13 protein-coding genes are annotated in these 15,435 nt (G+C 58.3%); 7 read left to right on the forward strand and 6 right to left on the reverse strand.

Annotated features, from left to right (window positions below; genetic code table 11):
- The first annotated feature begins 5 nt into the window (after nt 1–5).
- Together VGK48_04575 and VGK48_04580 are read left to right on the forward strand one after the other, a co-directional pair.
- A complete protein-coding gene (locus tag VGK48_04575) occupies nt 6–1,331 on the forward strand; it encodes a DUF1552 domain-containing protein (GenBank protein ID HEY2380437.1) in 1,326 nt (441 codons plus the stop codon).
- Nucleotides 1,328–2,722: an ankyrin repeat domain-containing protein gene (locus VGK48_04580; protein HEY2380438.1), complete on the forward strand. Its 1,395-nt coding sequence runs from the start codon at nt 1,328–1,330 to the stop codon at nt 2,720–2,722. The genes VGK48_04575 and VGK48_04580 overlap by 4 nt, the downstream gene beginning before the upstream one ends.
- A 5-nt stretch (nt 2,723–2,727) precedes the next feature.
- Here VGK48_04580 and VGK48_04585 read toward each other — a convergent pair whose 3' ends face one another.
- The 3 genes from VGK48_04585 to VGK48_04595 all read right to left on the reverse strand — a co-directional run bounded on the left by VGK48_04585 (nt 2,728) and on the right by VGK48_04595 (nt 5,436).
- Nucleotides 2,728–3,204 carry a CPBP family intramembrane glutamic endopeptidase gene (locus tag VGK48_04585; GenBank protein HEY2380439.1) on the reverse strand — a complete coding sequence of 159 codons (477 nt, stop codon included), beginning with the start codon at nt 3,202–3,204 and terminating at the stop codon, nt 2,728–2,730.
- Between the two features lie 201 nt (nt 3,205–3,405).
- Nucleotides 3,406–4,260, reverse strand: a complete 855-nt coding sequence (locus tag VGK48_04590) for a toast rack family protein (protein ID HEY2380440.1) — start codon at nt 4,258–4,260, stop codon at nt 3,406–3,408.
- A 102-nt stretch (nt 4,261–4,362) separates the two neighbouring features.
- Entirely contained in the window at nt 4,363–5,436 is a 1,074-nt protein-coding gene (locus tag VGK48_04595) for a hypothetical protein (GenBank protein ID HEY2380441.1), read from the reverse strand.
- A gap of 34 nt (nt 5,437–5,470) precedes the next feature.
- Between VGK48_04595 and ilvA the strand changes: the two genes are divergently transcribed.
- From ilvA to VGK48_04620, 5 genes are all read left to right on the forward strand, one after another.
- The gene (gene ilvA, locus VGK48_04600) at nt 5,471–6,994 is read left to right on the forward strand and encodes a threonine ammonia-lyase, biosynthetic (protein ID HEY2380442.1); all 1,524 of its coding nucleotides are present in this window, start codon (nt 5,471–5,473) and stop codon (nt 6,992–6,994) included.
- A 9-nt stretch (nt 6,995–7,003) separates the two neighbouring features.
- Complete coding sequence (locus VGK48_04605; protein ID HEY2380443.1) at nt 7,004–9,046, forward strand: sigma 54-interacting transcriptional regulator; 2,043 nt, start codon at nt 7,004–7,006, stop codon at nt 9,044–9,046.
- A 144-nt stretch (nt 9,047–9,190) separates the two neighbouring features.
- Complete coding sequence (locus VGK48_04610; GenBank protein ID HEY2380444.1) at nt 9,191–12,367, forward strand: efflux RND transporter permease subunit; 3,177 nt, start codon at nt 9,191–9,193, stop codon at nt 12,365–12,367.
- Nucleotides 12,368–12,372: 5 nt separating this feature from the next.
- Nucleotides 12,373–13,503 carry an efflux RND transporter periplasmic adaptor subunit gene (locus VGK48_04615; GenBank protein ID HEY2380445.1) on the forward strand — a complete coding sequence of 377 codons (1,131 nt, stop codon included), beginning with the start codon at nt 12,373–12,375 and terminating at the stop codon, nt 13,501–13,503.
- A 19-nt stretch (nt 13,504–13,522) separates the two neighbouring features.
- Nucleotides 13,523–13,801, forward strand: a complete 279-nt coding sequence (locus tag VGK48_04620; protein ID HEY2380446.1) for a hypothetical protein — start codon at nt 13,523–13,525, stop codon at nt 13,799–13,801.
- Nucleotides 13,802–13,840: 39 nt separating this feature from the next.
- Here the strand turns inward: VGK48_04620 and VGK48_04625 are convergent, their stop codons facing one another.
- The 3 genes from VGK48_04625 to VGK48_04635 all read right to left on the reverse strand — a co-directional run.
- Nucleotides 13,841–14,074, reverse strand: coding sequence for a twin-arginine translocase TatA/TatE family subunit (locus VGK48_04625; protein ID HEY2380447.1), 234 nt, complete (start codon nt 14,072–14,074; stop codon nt 13,841–13,843).
- A gap of 34 nt (nt 14,075–14,108) precedes the next feature.
- Complete coding sequence (locus VGK48_04630) at nt 14,109–14,414, reverse strand: hypothetical protein (protein ID HEY2380448.1); 306 nt, start codon at nt 14,412–14,414, stop codon at nt 14,109–14,111.
- Nucleotides 14,415–14,440: 26 nt separating this feature from the next.
- Nucleotides 14,441–15,435: TIGR03842 family LLM class F420-dependent oxidoreductase (locus tag VGK48_04635; GenBank protein HEY2380449.1), on the reverse strand; the 995-nt coding region annotated here is incomplete at its 5' end.

The following is a 15,435-nucleotide window of genomic DNA, read 5'->3' on the forward strand; positions in this document are numbered from 1 at the left end:
TGAATATGTTCATCAGCAAGAGACATCTTTCGCGGCGCACCTTCTTGAAAGGCGCCGGAACCACGCTCGCTTTGCCTTTTCTGGAATCGATGATTCCAGCCATGACCGCGCAAGCGGCAACGAACTCCGGGACCCGCCTGGCTTTGGTCTATGTCCCGCACGGCGCGATCATGGACCGCTGGACCCCCAAAACGGAAGGCGCGGACTTCGAATTCACACCGATCCTGAAACCGCTCGAACCGTACCGGCAGTACGTCAATGTCGTGAGCGGACTGGGCCATAAGGCCGCGGATTCCACAGCCGTGCATTCACTCAGCCCGACAACGTGGCTGAGCGGTGTTCGTCCGAAGCCGACGCAGGGTCCGGACGCTTACGCCGGCGTTACGGCGGACCAGATTGCGGCGCAAGCCATCGGCCAGGACACGCAGCTTCCGTCGCTGGAACTCGCTACAGAGGATCATTCGGGGCTTATCGGTGAGTGCGACCGCGATTACGGTTGCATCTATATGAACACCCTTTCGTGGCGCACTCCGACGACTCCGCTGCCGATGGAAATCAATCCGCGAAAGGTTTTCGAGCGCATGTTCGGCCAGGGCTCGAACGCCGCGGAACGCCTGACGCGCAAGCAACAGGACCGCAGCATCCTGGACGGTTTCATGCAGCAGGCCGCAACCCTTCAGAAGAAGCTCGGACCACGCGACCGCGCGACAGTGAACGACTATCTTGAGAGCGTACGGGAAATCGAACGCCGCATCGAAAGAACCGGCGTCGAGCAGACGAACACGGATGTCACGGTGCCCGCAGCGCCGGCGGGCATTCCTTATTCGTACGACGACCACGTAAAGCTGATGTACGACCTGCTCGTTCTTTCGTATCAGGCGAATATCACGCGGGTCATCACTTTTATGGTGGCGCGGGAAATCAGCAACCGTACTTATCCACAGGTCGGCGTGCCCGACGGCCATCATGCGATTTCGCACCACCAGAACCGTCCGGAAAAGATGGACAAGAACGTCAAAATCCAGACCTATCACATCGGTTTGTTCGCGCAATTCCTCGAAAGGATGCGGACCACGCGTGACGGCGACGGTTCGCTGCTCGACCATTCGGTGATCCTCTATGGCAGCAATATGAGCAACAGCAACGCGCATAATCACTTCCCGCTGCCGAATCTGGTAACGGGCGGCGCATCGGGCCGCCTCAAAGGAAACCGTCATCTGCGCTATCCCGATCACACACCGATGACGAATCTGCTCCTGTCGGTGCTGGATAAATCCGGTGTCAATATCGAAACGCTCGGCGACAGCACCGGGAAAATGGCGGACCTATGAGCTTCGTCCTCGCCATCGTTCTGGCGTTGCTGCAACAGAACGCAGCGGTCAACAAAACCGACCTCGACGGCACAACCTCACTACACTATGCCGTGCGAAGCGATGATGCCGCGCTGGTAGACCGCTTGATTCGAGCGGGAGCCAATGTCAAAGCCGCGAATCGATACGGGATCACGCCGCTCTATCTGGCCTGCGTTAACGGCAATGCGGCGATGATTGAAAAGCTTTTGAAAGCCGGCGCAGACGCGAACGCCGTCAGCACGGAAGGTGAAACGGCGCTGATGACCGCCTCGCACACAGGTAACGTCGATGCGGTGAAGGTGCTGCTTGCCCACGGAGCCGACGTCAACGCGAAGGAGAACTGGCATGGCGAAACCGCGCTGATGTGGGCGGTATCGCAAAAGCATGCCGCCGTTGCGCGCGAACTCATCGCCAAAGGCGCGGACGTCAACGCGCGCTCCACTGTAAACAAGTGGGAGCGGCAGAACTCGGCAGAGCCGCGCGAGAAGTGGCTGCCACTGGGCGGGTTGAGCGTCCTCGAGTTTGCGGCGCGCCAGGGTTGTGTCGAATGTGTTCCCGTACTGGTGCAAGGCGGCGCCGACGTGAATGCCCCGGATCAGGACGCCATCACTCCGCTGTTGTCCGCGATTATCAACGGGCATTACGACGTGGCGAACGTATTGCTGGAAAACGGCGCGAACCCGACTCTGGCCGATCGGACCGGCCGGACGCCGCTTTATTCCGCCGTCGACTTCCACACCATGCCGGCGTCGAATCGGCCATCGCCGAAAGAAATCGACAACGAGACGGGCAGTCTCGATCTCGTCAAGACACTGGTAGCCAAGGGCGCAAACATCAACGTCCAATTGAAACAACAGCAGCCTTACCGGACAAAACTCGATCGCGGCGACGACACGATGCTGACCAGCGGTACCACGCCTCTGGTGCGTGCCGCAAAGGCCGGCGATGTAGCGGTCATGAAAATCCTGCTGGCCAAGGGCGCCGACGCCAAGCTCACGACACGGAACGGGATCAATCCCCTGATGGCGGCTGCGGGTCTCGGCACGAAAGAAGAGGACACCACCGGCCGCCGCAAAACCCAGGCGGACGCCATCGAAGCGATCAAGTTGTGTCTCGCTGCCGGCATCGATGTGAATGCCGCTGATAGCCGCGGACAAACCGCTCTCCACGGCGCCGCATTTCAAGGCTTCGACGACGTCGTGCAGTTCCTGGCGGCGCACGGCGGGAAACTTGACGTCAAGGATCGGCAAGGCAAGACACCGCTGGACTCGGCAAAAGGCCTGGCAGGCGGTGTCGGCTTTGATGGAAGCTCGAGCCTTCCGCACCCCTCAACTGCCGCATTGATCGAAAAACTGCTCCAGGGGCAATAGCCGGACTAACGGCCGAGCTTGATCGCCTGCAATAGCGACATCGTCAGGAAGGGCTCGCCGAGCAACAAAGCGAGACCATGTCCCAGGATTACCGGCGTTAGACTACGCCGGCCCAGCACGAATAAACCGCTAAGCATCAATCCATAGATCAGTCCCACAGTGAAACTGATCATGTTGAATCTCCAAATCGAGTGATATAGAGAAAACAGGACACTCGAGGCCAGCACCTGGACCAGTTTCGAGGAGCCCATTCGCTGCAGTTCGTTCATAACCAGGCCGCGCGTTATGCAGTCTTCCAAAACGGCAACCAGGGCTCCGGCTACAGCCATGAACAGGCGGAACAGGCTCATCTCAAGAATGTTTGCGTCCTTGACAAATTGCAGGTAGCCGAACGAGCCAAACGCCCCCCAAAGGACGCCAAGAAGTGTACCGAGGACAATCGCGAGGGGGCGCGAGGTCTTTCCCCAACCCAGGTCGGCCATCGTCCTATGATTCCGACTCATCCACATGCGGACGATTCCAAACACTACGGATACAGTAATCAGGAAAAGACCCATTTCCAAGGCGGCGGCAGACTGGATGTCCCGTGTCTTAACGAGATAGGCGCCGACTGGACCGAAAAGCGGCCCGACAATGAGAACCAACAGGAGGGCGAGAACGAGAAGGAACGAGCGGCTTTCCAGCTATTCGCCCTCCATCATGATGTTGACGCTGCCGACGCCGCAGGTGATCTTCAAATCGAGCTTCGGGCCCATTGAGGTTGTAAAGTCGGCGCTTGCGTATGCTCCGCCCTCGGTCGATTTGAAATTGCCGGGGATGTGCAGTCCGCCTATGCCCTGGCTGATCCTGATCCGCGTCGGAATGCCCGGCTTTACAACGATGGTGGATTCGCCGACGCCGAGCGAAATATTGGCGTCCATGTCCTGCGTCAGAGGTTCGCCGTTGAAGCCGAGGTGCACCCTGCCGGTTCCTCCCGACAGCCGGAGCGCGGCGGAGTTCGTGTTTAACAGTCCACTTACACGTATTTCTCCGGAGCCACATCGAAATTCCACTTTGTCGGCGCGCTGAGGGTTCGGTGCATCGAAGGTGACTTGCGTTTTTCCGCTGCCGCTCTCGATCAGCGCGCTCGTGAGCGGCAGACCGCCAAGAGCCAACTCTCCGCTTACGATCCCTTTGGCGACGTTCAATGAATACGGCCGCGCCGTACCCAATTTCAGGTTCCAGTCGTTCCTGCGATCCGCGACGATGGGCCCGAGCGGGAGATTGTGAAGTTGCCTCACGACGACCGTGCCGCCTTCGACGTTGATGGCGGGCGCCCATTCCTGAATATCGTAGGTCGCCGTGCCTTCAACAAGCTTTTCGTTCCCAACGGAAACGATCAACGTACCAATGCCGATTTCCAACCGGAGCTTGATCGGCTCAATCGTCGGGAAATCAGCGGATATCGCGTCCGTTCGCGGGTCAATCTGAGTGAAACTGAGGTTTGTCGAGACAACGCGAAGCAAGTTGTCGAGGGATCTGCCAATCTCTTCGAACACTGTAGTGCCTCCTTGCTACACGCTAGAGCCGAATATAATTGATGTGATGATTTCAGGATAGGTAGGACAAAGACGCATACGCAACAGAAAAGTTGGTTCTCACTAACCTCTTAATTGCAGGGTTCGAATTCTGTGGTTCTCGCTATCCCCGATGTAAAGCGTATTCCCCTGAATAAACACACCATGCGGCCGGGCGAATTTGCACATCAGGGGATCGCCGTCCGGGCCGTCGCCGCGTTGGCCGGTGCCGGCGATCGTCGTGATCGTTCCCTGCTTGAGATCGATTCTGCGGATGACGTGATTCTCGGTGTCCGCGATATAAAGCATGCCGTCCGAAAACGCCACGCCCTTCGGACCGTTGAGAGGGTTTCCCGGCGCTCCAAATTTCGCATTTAACGCCGGCCCGCCGTCGCCGGAATAACCCAGTTCGCCGGTGCCCGCAATCCGTTTCAGACGGCGGCGGGCCACATCGATGCTGAATACTTTGTTGCCTTCGCGCAGGATGAGATACATCGTGCCGTCGGGCGCGATCTCGATGGAGCGCGGGCCCGCGACAGGCGTGCCGTCGAGCGGCGCCTCATCCGGCGCGTTTCCGCGTTCTCCGGTGCCCGCGAATGTGCTGATCGTTCCGGCTTTCGGATCGATCCGCCGTACGCGGTTATTCATGATGTCGCAAATGTAGACATTGTCGGCGCGATCGAGCGCAATACTGTGAGGCTGCGCGAGCTGTGCCTGGTTTGCCGGTCCGCCATCGCCGCTGAATCCGCGCATCCCGGTGCCGGCCGCGGTCGAAATAACTTTCGACTTCATGTCGATGTACCGCACGACGTGGTTATCCCGTTCGGCCACGAAGATGTTGCCTTTACTGTCGAAGCGGACCTCATGAGGGGCATTCATCTGCGCCGCGGCCGCCGGCCCGCCGTCGCCGGAATATCCGGCCTTGCCCGTTCCCGCGATCACCGAAATCGCTTTGGTGCCGAAGTCATAACGCAAGACGCGGTGGCTGCCAAAATCGGCCCAATAAAGCCCACGGTCCGGACCGATGACCAGTCCGAATGGATTGTTCGCGGGATCATTGGCGCCCATTCCCAGAAGCGTGCTTATTCGAGGTTGAGGGCCCTGGGGCCGAAGAAACAGCAGAGCTGCAAACTGCAGAAATTCACGGCGCGTATTCATGCGGGTATTCTATATCTGCTATGGTTATGTGTGAATGGAGCAGATCTTACGGGCGATTTTGACGAGCCGGGTTTACGAAGTCGCGCGGGAAACATCACTCGACGCGGCGCCCCGGCTTTCGAAACGGGTCGGCAACAACGTCTGGCTGAAACGCGAGGACCAGCAGCCGGTATTCAGCTTCAAAATCCGCGGCGCCTATAACCGCATCGCGCGCCTCTCCCAGGCCGAGCGCGCCGTCGGCGTCATCACAGCGAGCGCCGGAAACCATGCGCAGGGCGTCGCGCTTTCGGCGAAGCATCTCGGGATCCGCGCCGTCATCGTGATGCCGAAAACGACGCCGGAGATCAAAATCGAGGCGGTTAAGGCCCTCGATGCCGAAGTGGTTCTGGCCGGCGATCACTACTCCGAAGCGCAGGTCCATTGCGACCGCCTGGCTGAAGAGACCGGCCTGACTTTCGTGCATCCATTCGACGATCCGTTTGTCATCGCGGGCCAGGGCACCGTCGCGGATGAGATCGTGCGCCAGCATCCCCGCGACCTTGCCGCGATCTTTGTGCCGATCGGTGGAGGAGGGCTGATCTCCGGCATCGGCGCTTATGTGAAGTCGGTGGTCCCCGAAGTGAAAGTGATTGGCGTGGAACCCGTGGATTCCGATGCGATGAGCCGCGCGCTCAGAGCAGGAAAACCCGTCAGCCTGGACAATCCGGGCTTGTTTGCGGATGGCGTGGCGGTACGCCAGGTGGGCAATCAGACTTTTTCGATCGTCAAGCAGACCGTCGACGAGATCGTCACCGTCAACAATGACGAAATCTGCGCCGCGATCAAAGACATTTTCGACGACACCCGAACGATCGTAGAGCCTGCGGGCGCTCTGGCCGTGGCAGGAATGAAATCATATAGCTCGCGCAAGCAAGTCCGCGGCAACGACTTTGTCGCACTGCTCAGCGGCGCGAACATGAATTTCGATCGTCTGCGGTTCGTCGCGGAGCGGGCCGAGTTGGGTGAATCGAGGGAAGCGCTCTTTGCGGTGACGATCCCCGAGAGACCAGGGTCGTTCCGTCAATTCTGCGCAGCGCTGGGACGGCGAGTCATCACAGAGTTCAACTACCGGCTGAACGATCGCCAGCGCGCCGATGTGTTTGTCGGTGTGAGCGTCGGCAGCCGCGACGATGCAACCCGGTTGAAGACGGAACTCGTCCAGCAGGGTTACGAGACGGCGGACCTCACCGACAATGAACTCGCCAAGCTGCACATCCGGTACATGGTCGGCGGCCATGCACTGGGCGTCAAACGAGAGCGGCTTTGCCGTTTCGAATTTCCGGAGCGTCCCGGCGCTCTGCTGCAATTTCTGGACACGATCGGCGGCAAATGGAACATCAGTCTGTTTCATTACCGCAATCATGGTTCGGACTTTGGCCGCGTTCTGGCCGCCCTCGAGGTGCCTCCCGATCAGGACGACGCGTTCGACCGGTTCCTTCGCGAGCTCGGCTACCGGTTCCAGATCGAGGACGCCAATGATGCCTACAGCCGATTCCTCGAGCCGACCGTCGAACGCTGAAGCCCGGATATGAGCATCCCTGCCTCGGAATATCAGGCTCTGCTTGAGGTCTCCGAATCCATCACCCTTCATAGCGATCTGCCGGCGCTGTTCCACGATCTGTTCCAGCGGCTGCCGCGACTGGTGAGCTTCGATTCGCTTTCGCTTATCCTTCACAATCCCGAACGCAATACCATGCGCGTTCATATCGTCGAGATGGAAGGGAGTGCCCGGGTCGACGTGGTGGAGCGGATGGTCGCAGATTCTCCCAGCGGCTTTGCCTGGGAGACCCAGCAGCCGCTCGTGGTGGCGGATACGGGACAGGACGAGCGCTTCCCCGAAGCCATGGCGAGCTTCCGTTCGGCTGGAATCAAGTCCTTCTGCATTTTGCCGCTGACGACGGCGCATCGCCGTCTCGGCAGTCTCGCTTTCGGAAATAAACGCCACGACGCCTACGGAAAAGCCGATCTCGAATTCTTCCGCCTGGTCGCGCGGCAGGTGGCTGTCGCCGTCGACAACGCGCTCAGCCAGTCGGAAACGCAGCGCTACCAGCAGGAGCTTGCCCAGGAACGAAACCGCCTCCGGCTATTACTTGAACTGAACAACAATGTGATTTCGAACCTCGAATTGCGGCCGCTGCTGAGGGCCATATCCAACGGCGTACGCGGCGTGAGGCATTGCGACTACACCAGCGTGACCATCCCGGAACCCGGCGGGCAGCAGGTGCGCGTGTATGCCCGGAACTTCTCGGAGGTGGAACGCTCGCAGCAGGAAATTGTGCTGCAGGCAAAAAACAGCCTCTCGGCCGAGGTCATGCAGACGGGCGAGCCGCTTCTTCTGGATCGCGCGGGACTGGCCAGATCGGAATCGCCGAACAATCAACTGCTCGAAATCGGACTTCGTTCGGTCTGCTTCCTGCCTCTGATCAGCTGCCGGCGGGTTGTCGGAACGCTCAATATAGGAAGCACACAGGACGATGCGTTCGACGAATCGGATCTGGATTTCCTGAAACAGGCAGCGGCGCAAATCGCGCTCGCAATCGACAATGCGTTGAGCTACTCGCAAGTCGACGAGGCACGCCAGCACCTCGCCGTAGAGCGGGTTTATCTCAATGAAGAAATCCAGTCGACGCATAATTTCGAAGAGATCATCGGCGAGAGCGCGCCGCTCAAGGCGGTTCTGGAGAACGTGAAGACTGTCGGACCGACGGATTCGACGGTGCTTGTGCTCGGTGAAACCGGAACCGGAAAAGAATTGATCGCGCGCGCGATTCACAGCATCAGTTCGCGCTCCGAACGCACCTTCGTCAAGGTCAACTGCGCCGCAATTCCGCTCGGCCTGCTGGAAAGCGAATTGTTCGGACATGAGAAGGGCGCATTTACGGGCGCCATCTCACAGAAGATCGGCCGCTTTGAGCTGGCGCACGAAGGGACGCTGTTTCTGGATGAGATCGGAGACATCCCTCTCGAACTTCAACCGAAATTGCTGCGCGTTCTTCAGGAGCAGGAGTTCGAACGCCTCGGCAGCACCAGGACAATCCGCATCCATGTCCGGCTGATTGCCGCCACCAGTCAGGATCTGCCGGCAATGGTTGCGAATCGCTCGTTCCGAAGCGATCTGTACTATCGCCTCAATGTTTTCCCCGTAACGCTGCCGCCGCTGCGCGAGCGGGCCGGGGACGTGGCGCTTCTGGTCCGCTATTTCGTGGACAAGTATGCGCGACAGATGAACAAGCCTATCGACACCATCTCGCCGGAAACTATGGAAGCGCTGACGCGCTATCACTGGCCGGGCAATGCGCGCGAACTCCAGAACTTCATCGAACGGGCCGTGATCCTCACGCGCGGTCGAACGCTCACGCCTCCGCTCGGAGAATTGAATCAGCGGATCGAAAGCTCAGGCGCACGACTGGGGACACTGGCGGAAGGCGAACGCGATCACATCCTCAGAGCGCTCGTCGAAGCGAATTGGGTGCTGGGAGGACCGGGCGGCGCCGCCGAACGGCTTGGCCTGAAGCGGACTACCTTGTTTTACAAGATGCGGAGGCTCGGGATTACGCGGCCGGGGGGGTAGTGTCCTACCTCACACGCCATGTTGAACCGTCATTTCTTAGACGCGACGTCTACCAATTGACGTCAATCGTTTAACCCTAAAACTTTAAACTGTAGATTGTTAAACATTTAACAATTGGCCTTTACATTGCCAAGTGGAGGCCAAATGTGGATTGTTCGAATTGCGCTGAGCCGGCCCTACACGTTCGTCGTGATGGCGCTGTTGTTGTTGATCATCGGACCGCTGGTCATTTCCCGCACCCCGAAGGACATTTTTCCGAACATTGATATCCCGGTCATTACGGCGATCTGGCAGTACAACGGATTAAACCCGGAAGAGATGACCAACCGCATCGTCTCGAACTACGAGCGCACGCTCACGACGGTGGTCAACGACATCGAACATATTGAGTCGCAAACGCTTAACGGGATTTCGATCGTAAAAGTGTTTTTCCATCCCGGAGCGCAGGTCGATCTGGCAATGGCTCAGATCACATCCGCCTCCCAGTCCGCAGTGCGTTCGGCTCCGCCGGGGGCGGCCCCGCCATTCATCATTGTTTATAACGCGTCCACCGTTCCCATTCTGCAGCTTTCGATGTCCGGAAAGAATATGTCCGAACAGCAGCTTTCGGATATCGGCCAGAACTTCTTACGTACCCAGCTGGCGACGATTCAAGGCGCGTCGCTGCCGAATCCTTATGGAGGCAGACAGCGTCAGATCCAGGTCGACCTGGATCTGCAGGCGATGCAGGAAAAAGGGCTGGATGCAACCGCGATCGTGAATGCACTGGGTGATCAGAATCTGGTGTTGCCGGCGGGTACGGCGAAGATCGGAAATTTCGAGTACGACGTGGACCTGAACAGCAGTCCGCGCACGGTGGAAGAATTGAACGACCTTCCGATCAAGACGATCGGCAATTCGACGATCTATCTTCGCGATGTCGGGCACGTCCGGGATGGTTTCCCGCCGCAGCGCAACATTGTTCGAGTGGATGGCCAGCGTTCCTCTCTGCTGACAGTGGTAAAAACAGGATCGGCATCGACACTCGACATCATCGAAGGAGTCAAACGCGAACTGGCGCGAGGAGCAAGCGCTCTGCCGGCCGGCCTCGAAATCCGGCCACTGGCCGATCAGTCGGTGTTTGTGCGGGCGGCGATTCAGGGTGTATTGCGGGAAGCCATCATTGCCGCGTGCCTGACCAGCATCATGATCCTGATATTTCTAGGCAGCTGGCGCAGCACTCTGATCATCGGGATATCGATTCCGCTGTCGATTTTGACGTCGATCATCGTTTTGAGCGCGCTCGGCCAGACGATCAACATCATGACGCTGGGCGGCCTGGCGCTGGCCGTCGGCATCCTGGTCGACGACGCGACGGTGGAAATCGAAAACATCGATCGAAATCTCGCGGAAGGTAAAGAAACCGTGGTCGCGATTCTGGACGGCGCGCGGCAGATCGCGGTGCCGGCGTTTGTTTCGACGCTCTCGATCTGTATCGTTTTCGTTCCGATGTTCTTCCTTACCGGCGTCGCCCGTTACCTGTTCGTGCCTCTCGCGGAAGCGGTCGTTTTCGCGATGATAGCTTCTTATCTTCTGTCGCGCACGCTGGTGCCGACAATGGCGAAGTACCTGTTGAAAGGGCATGCAGCGCACGGTCACGCGCCAAAACGAAGCCTCAATCCCTTTGTGCTGGTGCAGAACGCGTTTGAGAAAGTGTTTGAACGGCTTCGTAACGCCTATCGCAGCGCGCTCGAGAGCTGCATCGAACACCGCAACATCTTCGCTTTCTGTTTTATCATCGCGTGTTTTGCTTCGTTCGCGCTGCTTCCGTGGGTGGGGGAGGATTTCTTTCCGGCCGTAGACAGCGGCCAGCTTAAGCTGCATCTCCGGGCGCCGACCGGAACCCGAATCGAGGAAACGGCGGCGCTGTGCGACCGCGTTGACGAGGTTATTCGACGGGCGATTCCCGGACGAGAGCTCGGTTCCGTCATCGACAACATCGGGCTCCCGAACAGCGGTCTCAATCTTTCTTACAGCATTTCCGCGCCGATCGGCAGCGAAGACGCCGACATCCTTGTTTCACTGAACGAAAATCACCGGCCGACCGAGGAATACGTCCACGACCTGCGTGAGAAGTTGAACGATGCTTTTCCGGGTGTGATGTTTTATTTTTTGCCGGCCGACATCGTGAGCCAGATTCTGAATTTCGGCCTTCCGGCGCCGATCGATATCCAGGTCGTCGGAGCGAACGTCAATGCAAACCGTGAATTCGCCGCTCAGCTGCTGGCAAAAGTGCGGCAGGTTCCGGGGACTACGGATCTCCGGATCCAGCAGCCTTTCAATCATCCCAAGTTTCACGTGATCGTTGATCGCACGAAAGCCGGCCGCGGTGGATTTACCGAGCGTGATGTCGCCAGCAGTCTGCTGGTCTCGTTGAGCGGAAGCGGCCAGACCGTTCCAACCTATTGGCTGGATCCCCGGAACGGCGTGCAATATTCGATGGCGAGCCAGACTCCTCAATATCAACTGGATTCGTTGGAGAGTCTGAACAAGATTCCAGTCCTCGCCGCAAAAGGTCAGGGGCCCGCGGTCATTCTGGGAGACCTCGCGTCGATCAGCCGCGATGCCGGGATGGGTGTGGTTTCGCACTATAACGTCCAACCCGTCATCGACATCTACGGCTCCGTGCAGCGGCGTGATCTGGGGTCGGTTTCGCAGGAATTGATGCCGATCGTGGACGCCAGCCGCAAAGATCTTCCGCGTGGCTCACAGCTGGTCGTTCGCGGACAGATCGAAACCATGAAAAGCTCCTTTGCCGGCCTGCTTGGCGGATTGCTGCTGGCCATCGTGCTGGACTATTTCCTGATCGTCGTGAACTTCCAGTCGTGGCTGGACCCCTTCATCATCATCGCCGCATTGCCCGCAGCGCTGGCCGGCATCGTCTGGATGCTTTTCATGACGCACACGACACTGAGCGTGCCTGCCTTGACGGGCTCCATCATGTGCATGGGCGTTGCCACGGCGAACAGTATTCTGGTGGTCAGCTTCGCGAAGGATCGGATGGCCGCCGGTACCAGCGGAGTGGCCGCCGCGCTGGAAGCGGGTTTTACCCGATTCCGGCCGGTAATAATGACGGCTCTTGCGATGATCATTGGAATGGTACCGATGGCCCTTGGGCTCGGCGAAGGCGGCGAGCAGAACGCGCCTCTGGGCCGCGCCGTCATCGGAGGATTGATGTTCGCCACTGTCGCCACACTTTTCTTTGTGCCGGCAATCTTCAGCCTTTTTCATAAACGATCGACAGCCGTACTTGCGCCTGAGCAGGAAAGCAATCTGGAGTAAATCGAATGATACGGAACGCCCTCATCACCATCCTCGCGCTGACAGTTGTCGGCGGTGTCGTCTACTCCGGAATCGCGCCGCGATTGAGAGCCGACGACGAACTCCGGACGGAGACAACGAGGCTCGCGGCTCGAACCGTGACTGTGATTGAGCCGAAGCGCGGCACACTCACGCAGGAAATCACGTTGCCGGCGAACATTCAGCCCTATACGGATGCGCCCATCTACGCACGCACCGACGGTTATCTCAAACACTGGTATGCCGATATCGGAGCCCACGTCAAAGCCGGGCAGCTTCTGGCAGAAATCGATACGCCGGAAATCGATCATCAGGTCGCGCAGGCGAGGGCCGATTTTGCCACCGCTCAAACGAACATGCATCTCTCCGATATCACCTCCGCCCGTTTACAGGATCTGATCAAAACAGACGCCGTCTCGAAGCAGGAAGTGGACAATGCCGTCAGCGATTTCCAGGCAAAGAAATCGATGACTGAGTCGGCTCGGGCCGCCCTGAAACGGCTGGAAGAAACGCAATCCTTTGAGAAGATCTTCGCCCCGTTCGACGGCGTCATAACAGCACGCAGCACCGATATCGGGGCCCTCATCACGAGCGGAAGTTCCACAACGAAGGAACTCTTCCACATCACCGCGACCGATCGCATGCGCGTCTATGTGAACGTTCCGGAAGCCTATTCGCAGGCCGCCAAGCCCGGCCTCGTTGCCGACCTGACGCTGCAGGAATTTCCGGGAAGAAAGTTCAGGGCCGCATTCACGACGACATCGGAAGCGATTGATCCTGCTTCCCACACACTGCTGGTTCAGTTCGATGTGCCGAATCCTGCAGGTGAGTTGCTTCCCGGATCGTACGCGGAGATTCATTTGAAACTCGCATCATCGGCGTCGACTTTCATTCTGCCGATCAATGCGCTGCTTTTCCGGTCGGAAGGTATCCGAGTCGCTATTGTCAAGGATGGCAATCGGGCGGAACTTGCGCGGGTAACGCTCGGCCGGGACTTCGGGAACGAAGTCGAAGTCGTCGCCGGATTGAAAGGCGACGAAGTTCTGATCGTGAATCCGCCGGATTCACTGGTTTCCGGAGAGTCCGTTCGCATCATGCAATCGGACAAGGACAAATAATGAAGGTCTCGAGGTGTCTATGCTGAGAATCATCGTAGAACGCAACTCGAAGACAGCAACAATGAGGCTCGTGGGGAAGCTTGCGGGCCCGTGGCTCGAGGAACTCGATCGGACCTGGGCGGACATTCACAGCGGCGGCGCCGGAGATGGAGTTCTGCTGGATCTATCGGATGTGACGTTCGTTGCGCCGGAAGCACGGGAACGGCTGGAGTCTATGTATCGGCAGGGAGCGCGCTTTAAGACATCCAGCTGCTGCGGGAAAAGCATTGTCGAAGAAATCATGCGTTCCCAGGCTTGAGCAGAAGTAACCACAAGACCCGCGCAAGCCGTTCGGGGCTTATGTGGTTTTTGTGGTTACTTCTTCCTTCTTTTCTTCTTTTTTCTCTTCCTTCTTTTCTTCCTTCGCCTGCGGCTCCGCTTTGGCCGGCTCGTTCATCTCATTCATCGCACCTTTGAAGTCGCGGATGGCTTTGCCTAATCCGCTACCCAGTTCCGGCAGCTTTTTAGGCCCGAAAATCAGAAGCGCAATAACCCCGATGATAATCAGCTCGGGAAGCCCTAGTGAACCCATATGATCTCCTTCAGGAGACCTACACTATCACAGGTCACATGTTGTGTCGCGGCGGATGCTTGGGCCGTTCCAGACCTTGGAGCGGCAGGGGATCCGTCTCCGGCGGCGTTCGGGGAACGCCCCCCTGCTCTTCGGCATCGGTCTGGGCATAATAGTCCTTCATCGTACGCTCGAAATCGCTTCGTTCCGGGCTGTCCTCATCGATGGCCCGCATCATCCGGTCCGGCGTCTGGTCCGGAGCTTCGGTGCTGACCGGCTGGCTGGCGGCTTCAAGGATCCGTTCAGCAGCCTCATGCGGTGGAACAGGTTTATTTTTGAAAGCTTTACGTCTGCGAGGCATATTTCCTCCCTATAGCTTTCGACGTTTTACAAAACCGCAGGTATGATTTCTTTTCCGTAAATTTCGAGGGTTTTCTCTTCCTCGCCACACATCAAATAAATATTGAACTGAGTGACCCCGGCGGATTTCAGTTCCCGTAACTTCTGCACGTGCTCGGCAACCGAACCGACAATACAGAAGCGGTCGACGACCTCATCGGTTACGAACTCGGCATTGCTGCTGCCTACTTCCGCATGGTGCAGGTAGTTGTATCCTCTGCGATCCTGAACATACCCGGTCAGCTCGGGCGGTAACTCTTCCGGCTTATAGCGAGACACCAGATCAACGACGTGATTCGACACCAGAGCAGGAAACCAGCGCACGCGCTCCCGCGCGATTTTCTTGTCTGCGGAGACCCAGACGGCGGTTGCGCTCATCACCCGGATCTTTGAAAAATCGCGGCCCGCTTCCTGCGCTCCTTCTTTCACAAAGCCCAGGCACCACTTGATGAGATGGGGATCGGCAAACTGGAGAATGACGCCGTCGCCGACGCGGCCGGCGCAGCGCAGTGCTTTCGGTCCGTAACCCGCGACCCAGATTGGAGGCACGCCTTTGTCCGCCCAGGGCATCTGAATCGGATGGCCTTCGTACGTAATCTGTTTGCCGCTGTTCAGATCCCGGATGACCCGGACGGCCTCTTCGAGATTCTCGAGAGTTGTCGGCTTCTTTCCCATAACGCGCCGGGAACTATCGCCGCGGCCGATGCCGCAGTCCATCCGGCCGTTGGAGATCTGGTTGATGGTCGCCAGCAGGCTGGCCGTAACGGTTGGATCCCGGACGACAGGATTCGTGACGCAGGTTCCAAGCCTCATCCTGGCGGTATTGGCGGCCATCAACGTCAGCAGGGGATAGGGCTCCTGCCACAGAACGTGCGAATCGAAAATCCACCCGTAATTGAACCCTGCGCCTTCGGCCTGTTTTGCGAGGGCGATAATATGGTCCGGAGTCATGTCCGGCTTGAGCGTAAAAGCAAATTCGAACA

This window comes from Terriglobia bacterium (genome assembly GCA_036496425.1).
In the GTDB taxonomy this organism is placed as follows: Bacteria; Acidobacteriota; Terriglobia; order 20CM-2-55-15; family 20CM-2-55-15; genus 20CM-2-55-15.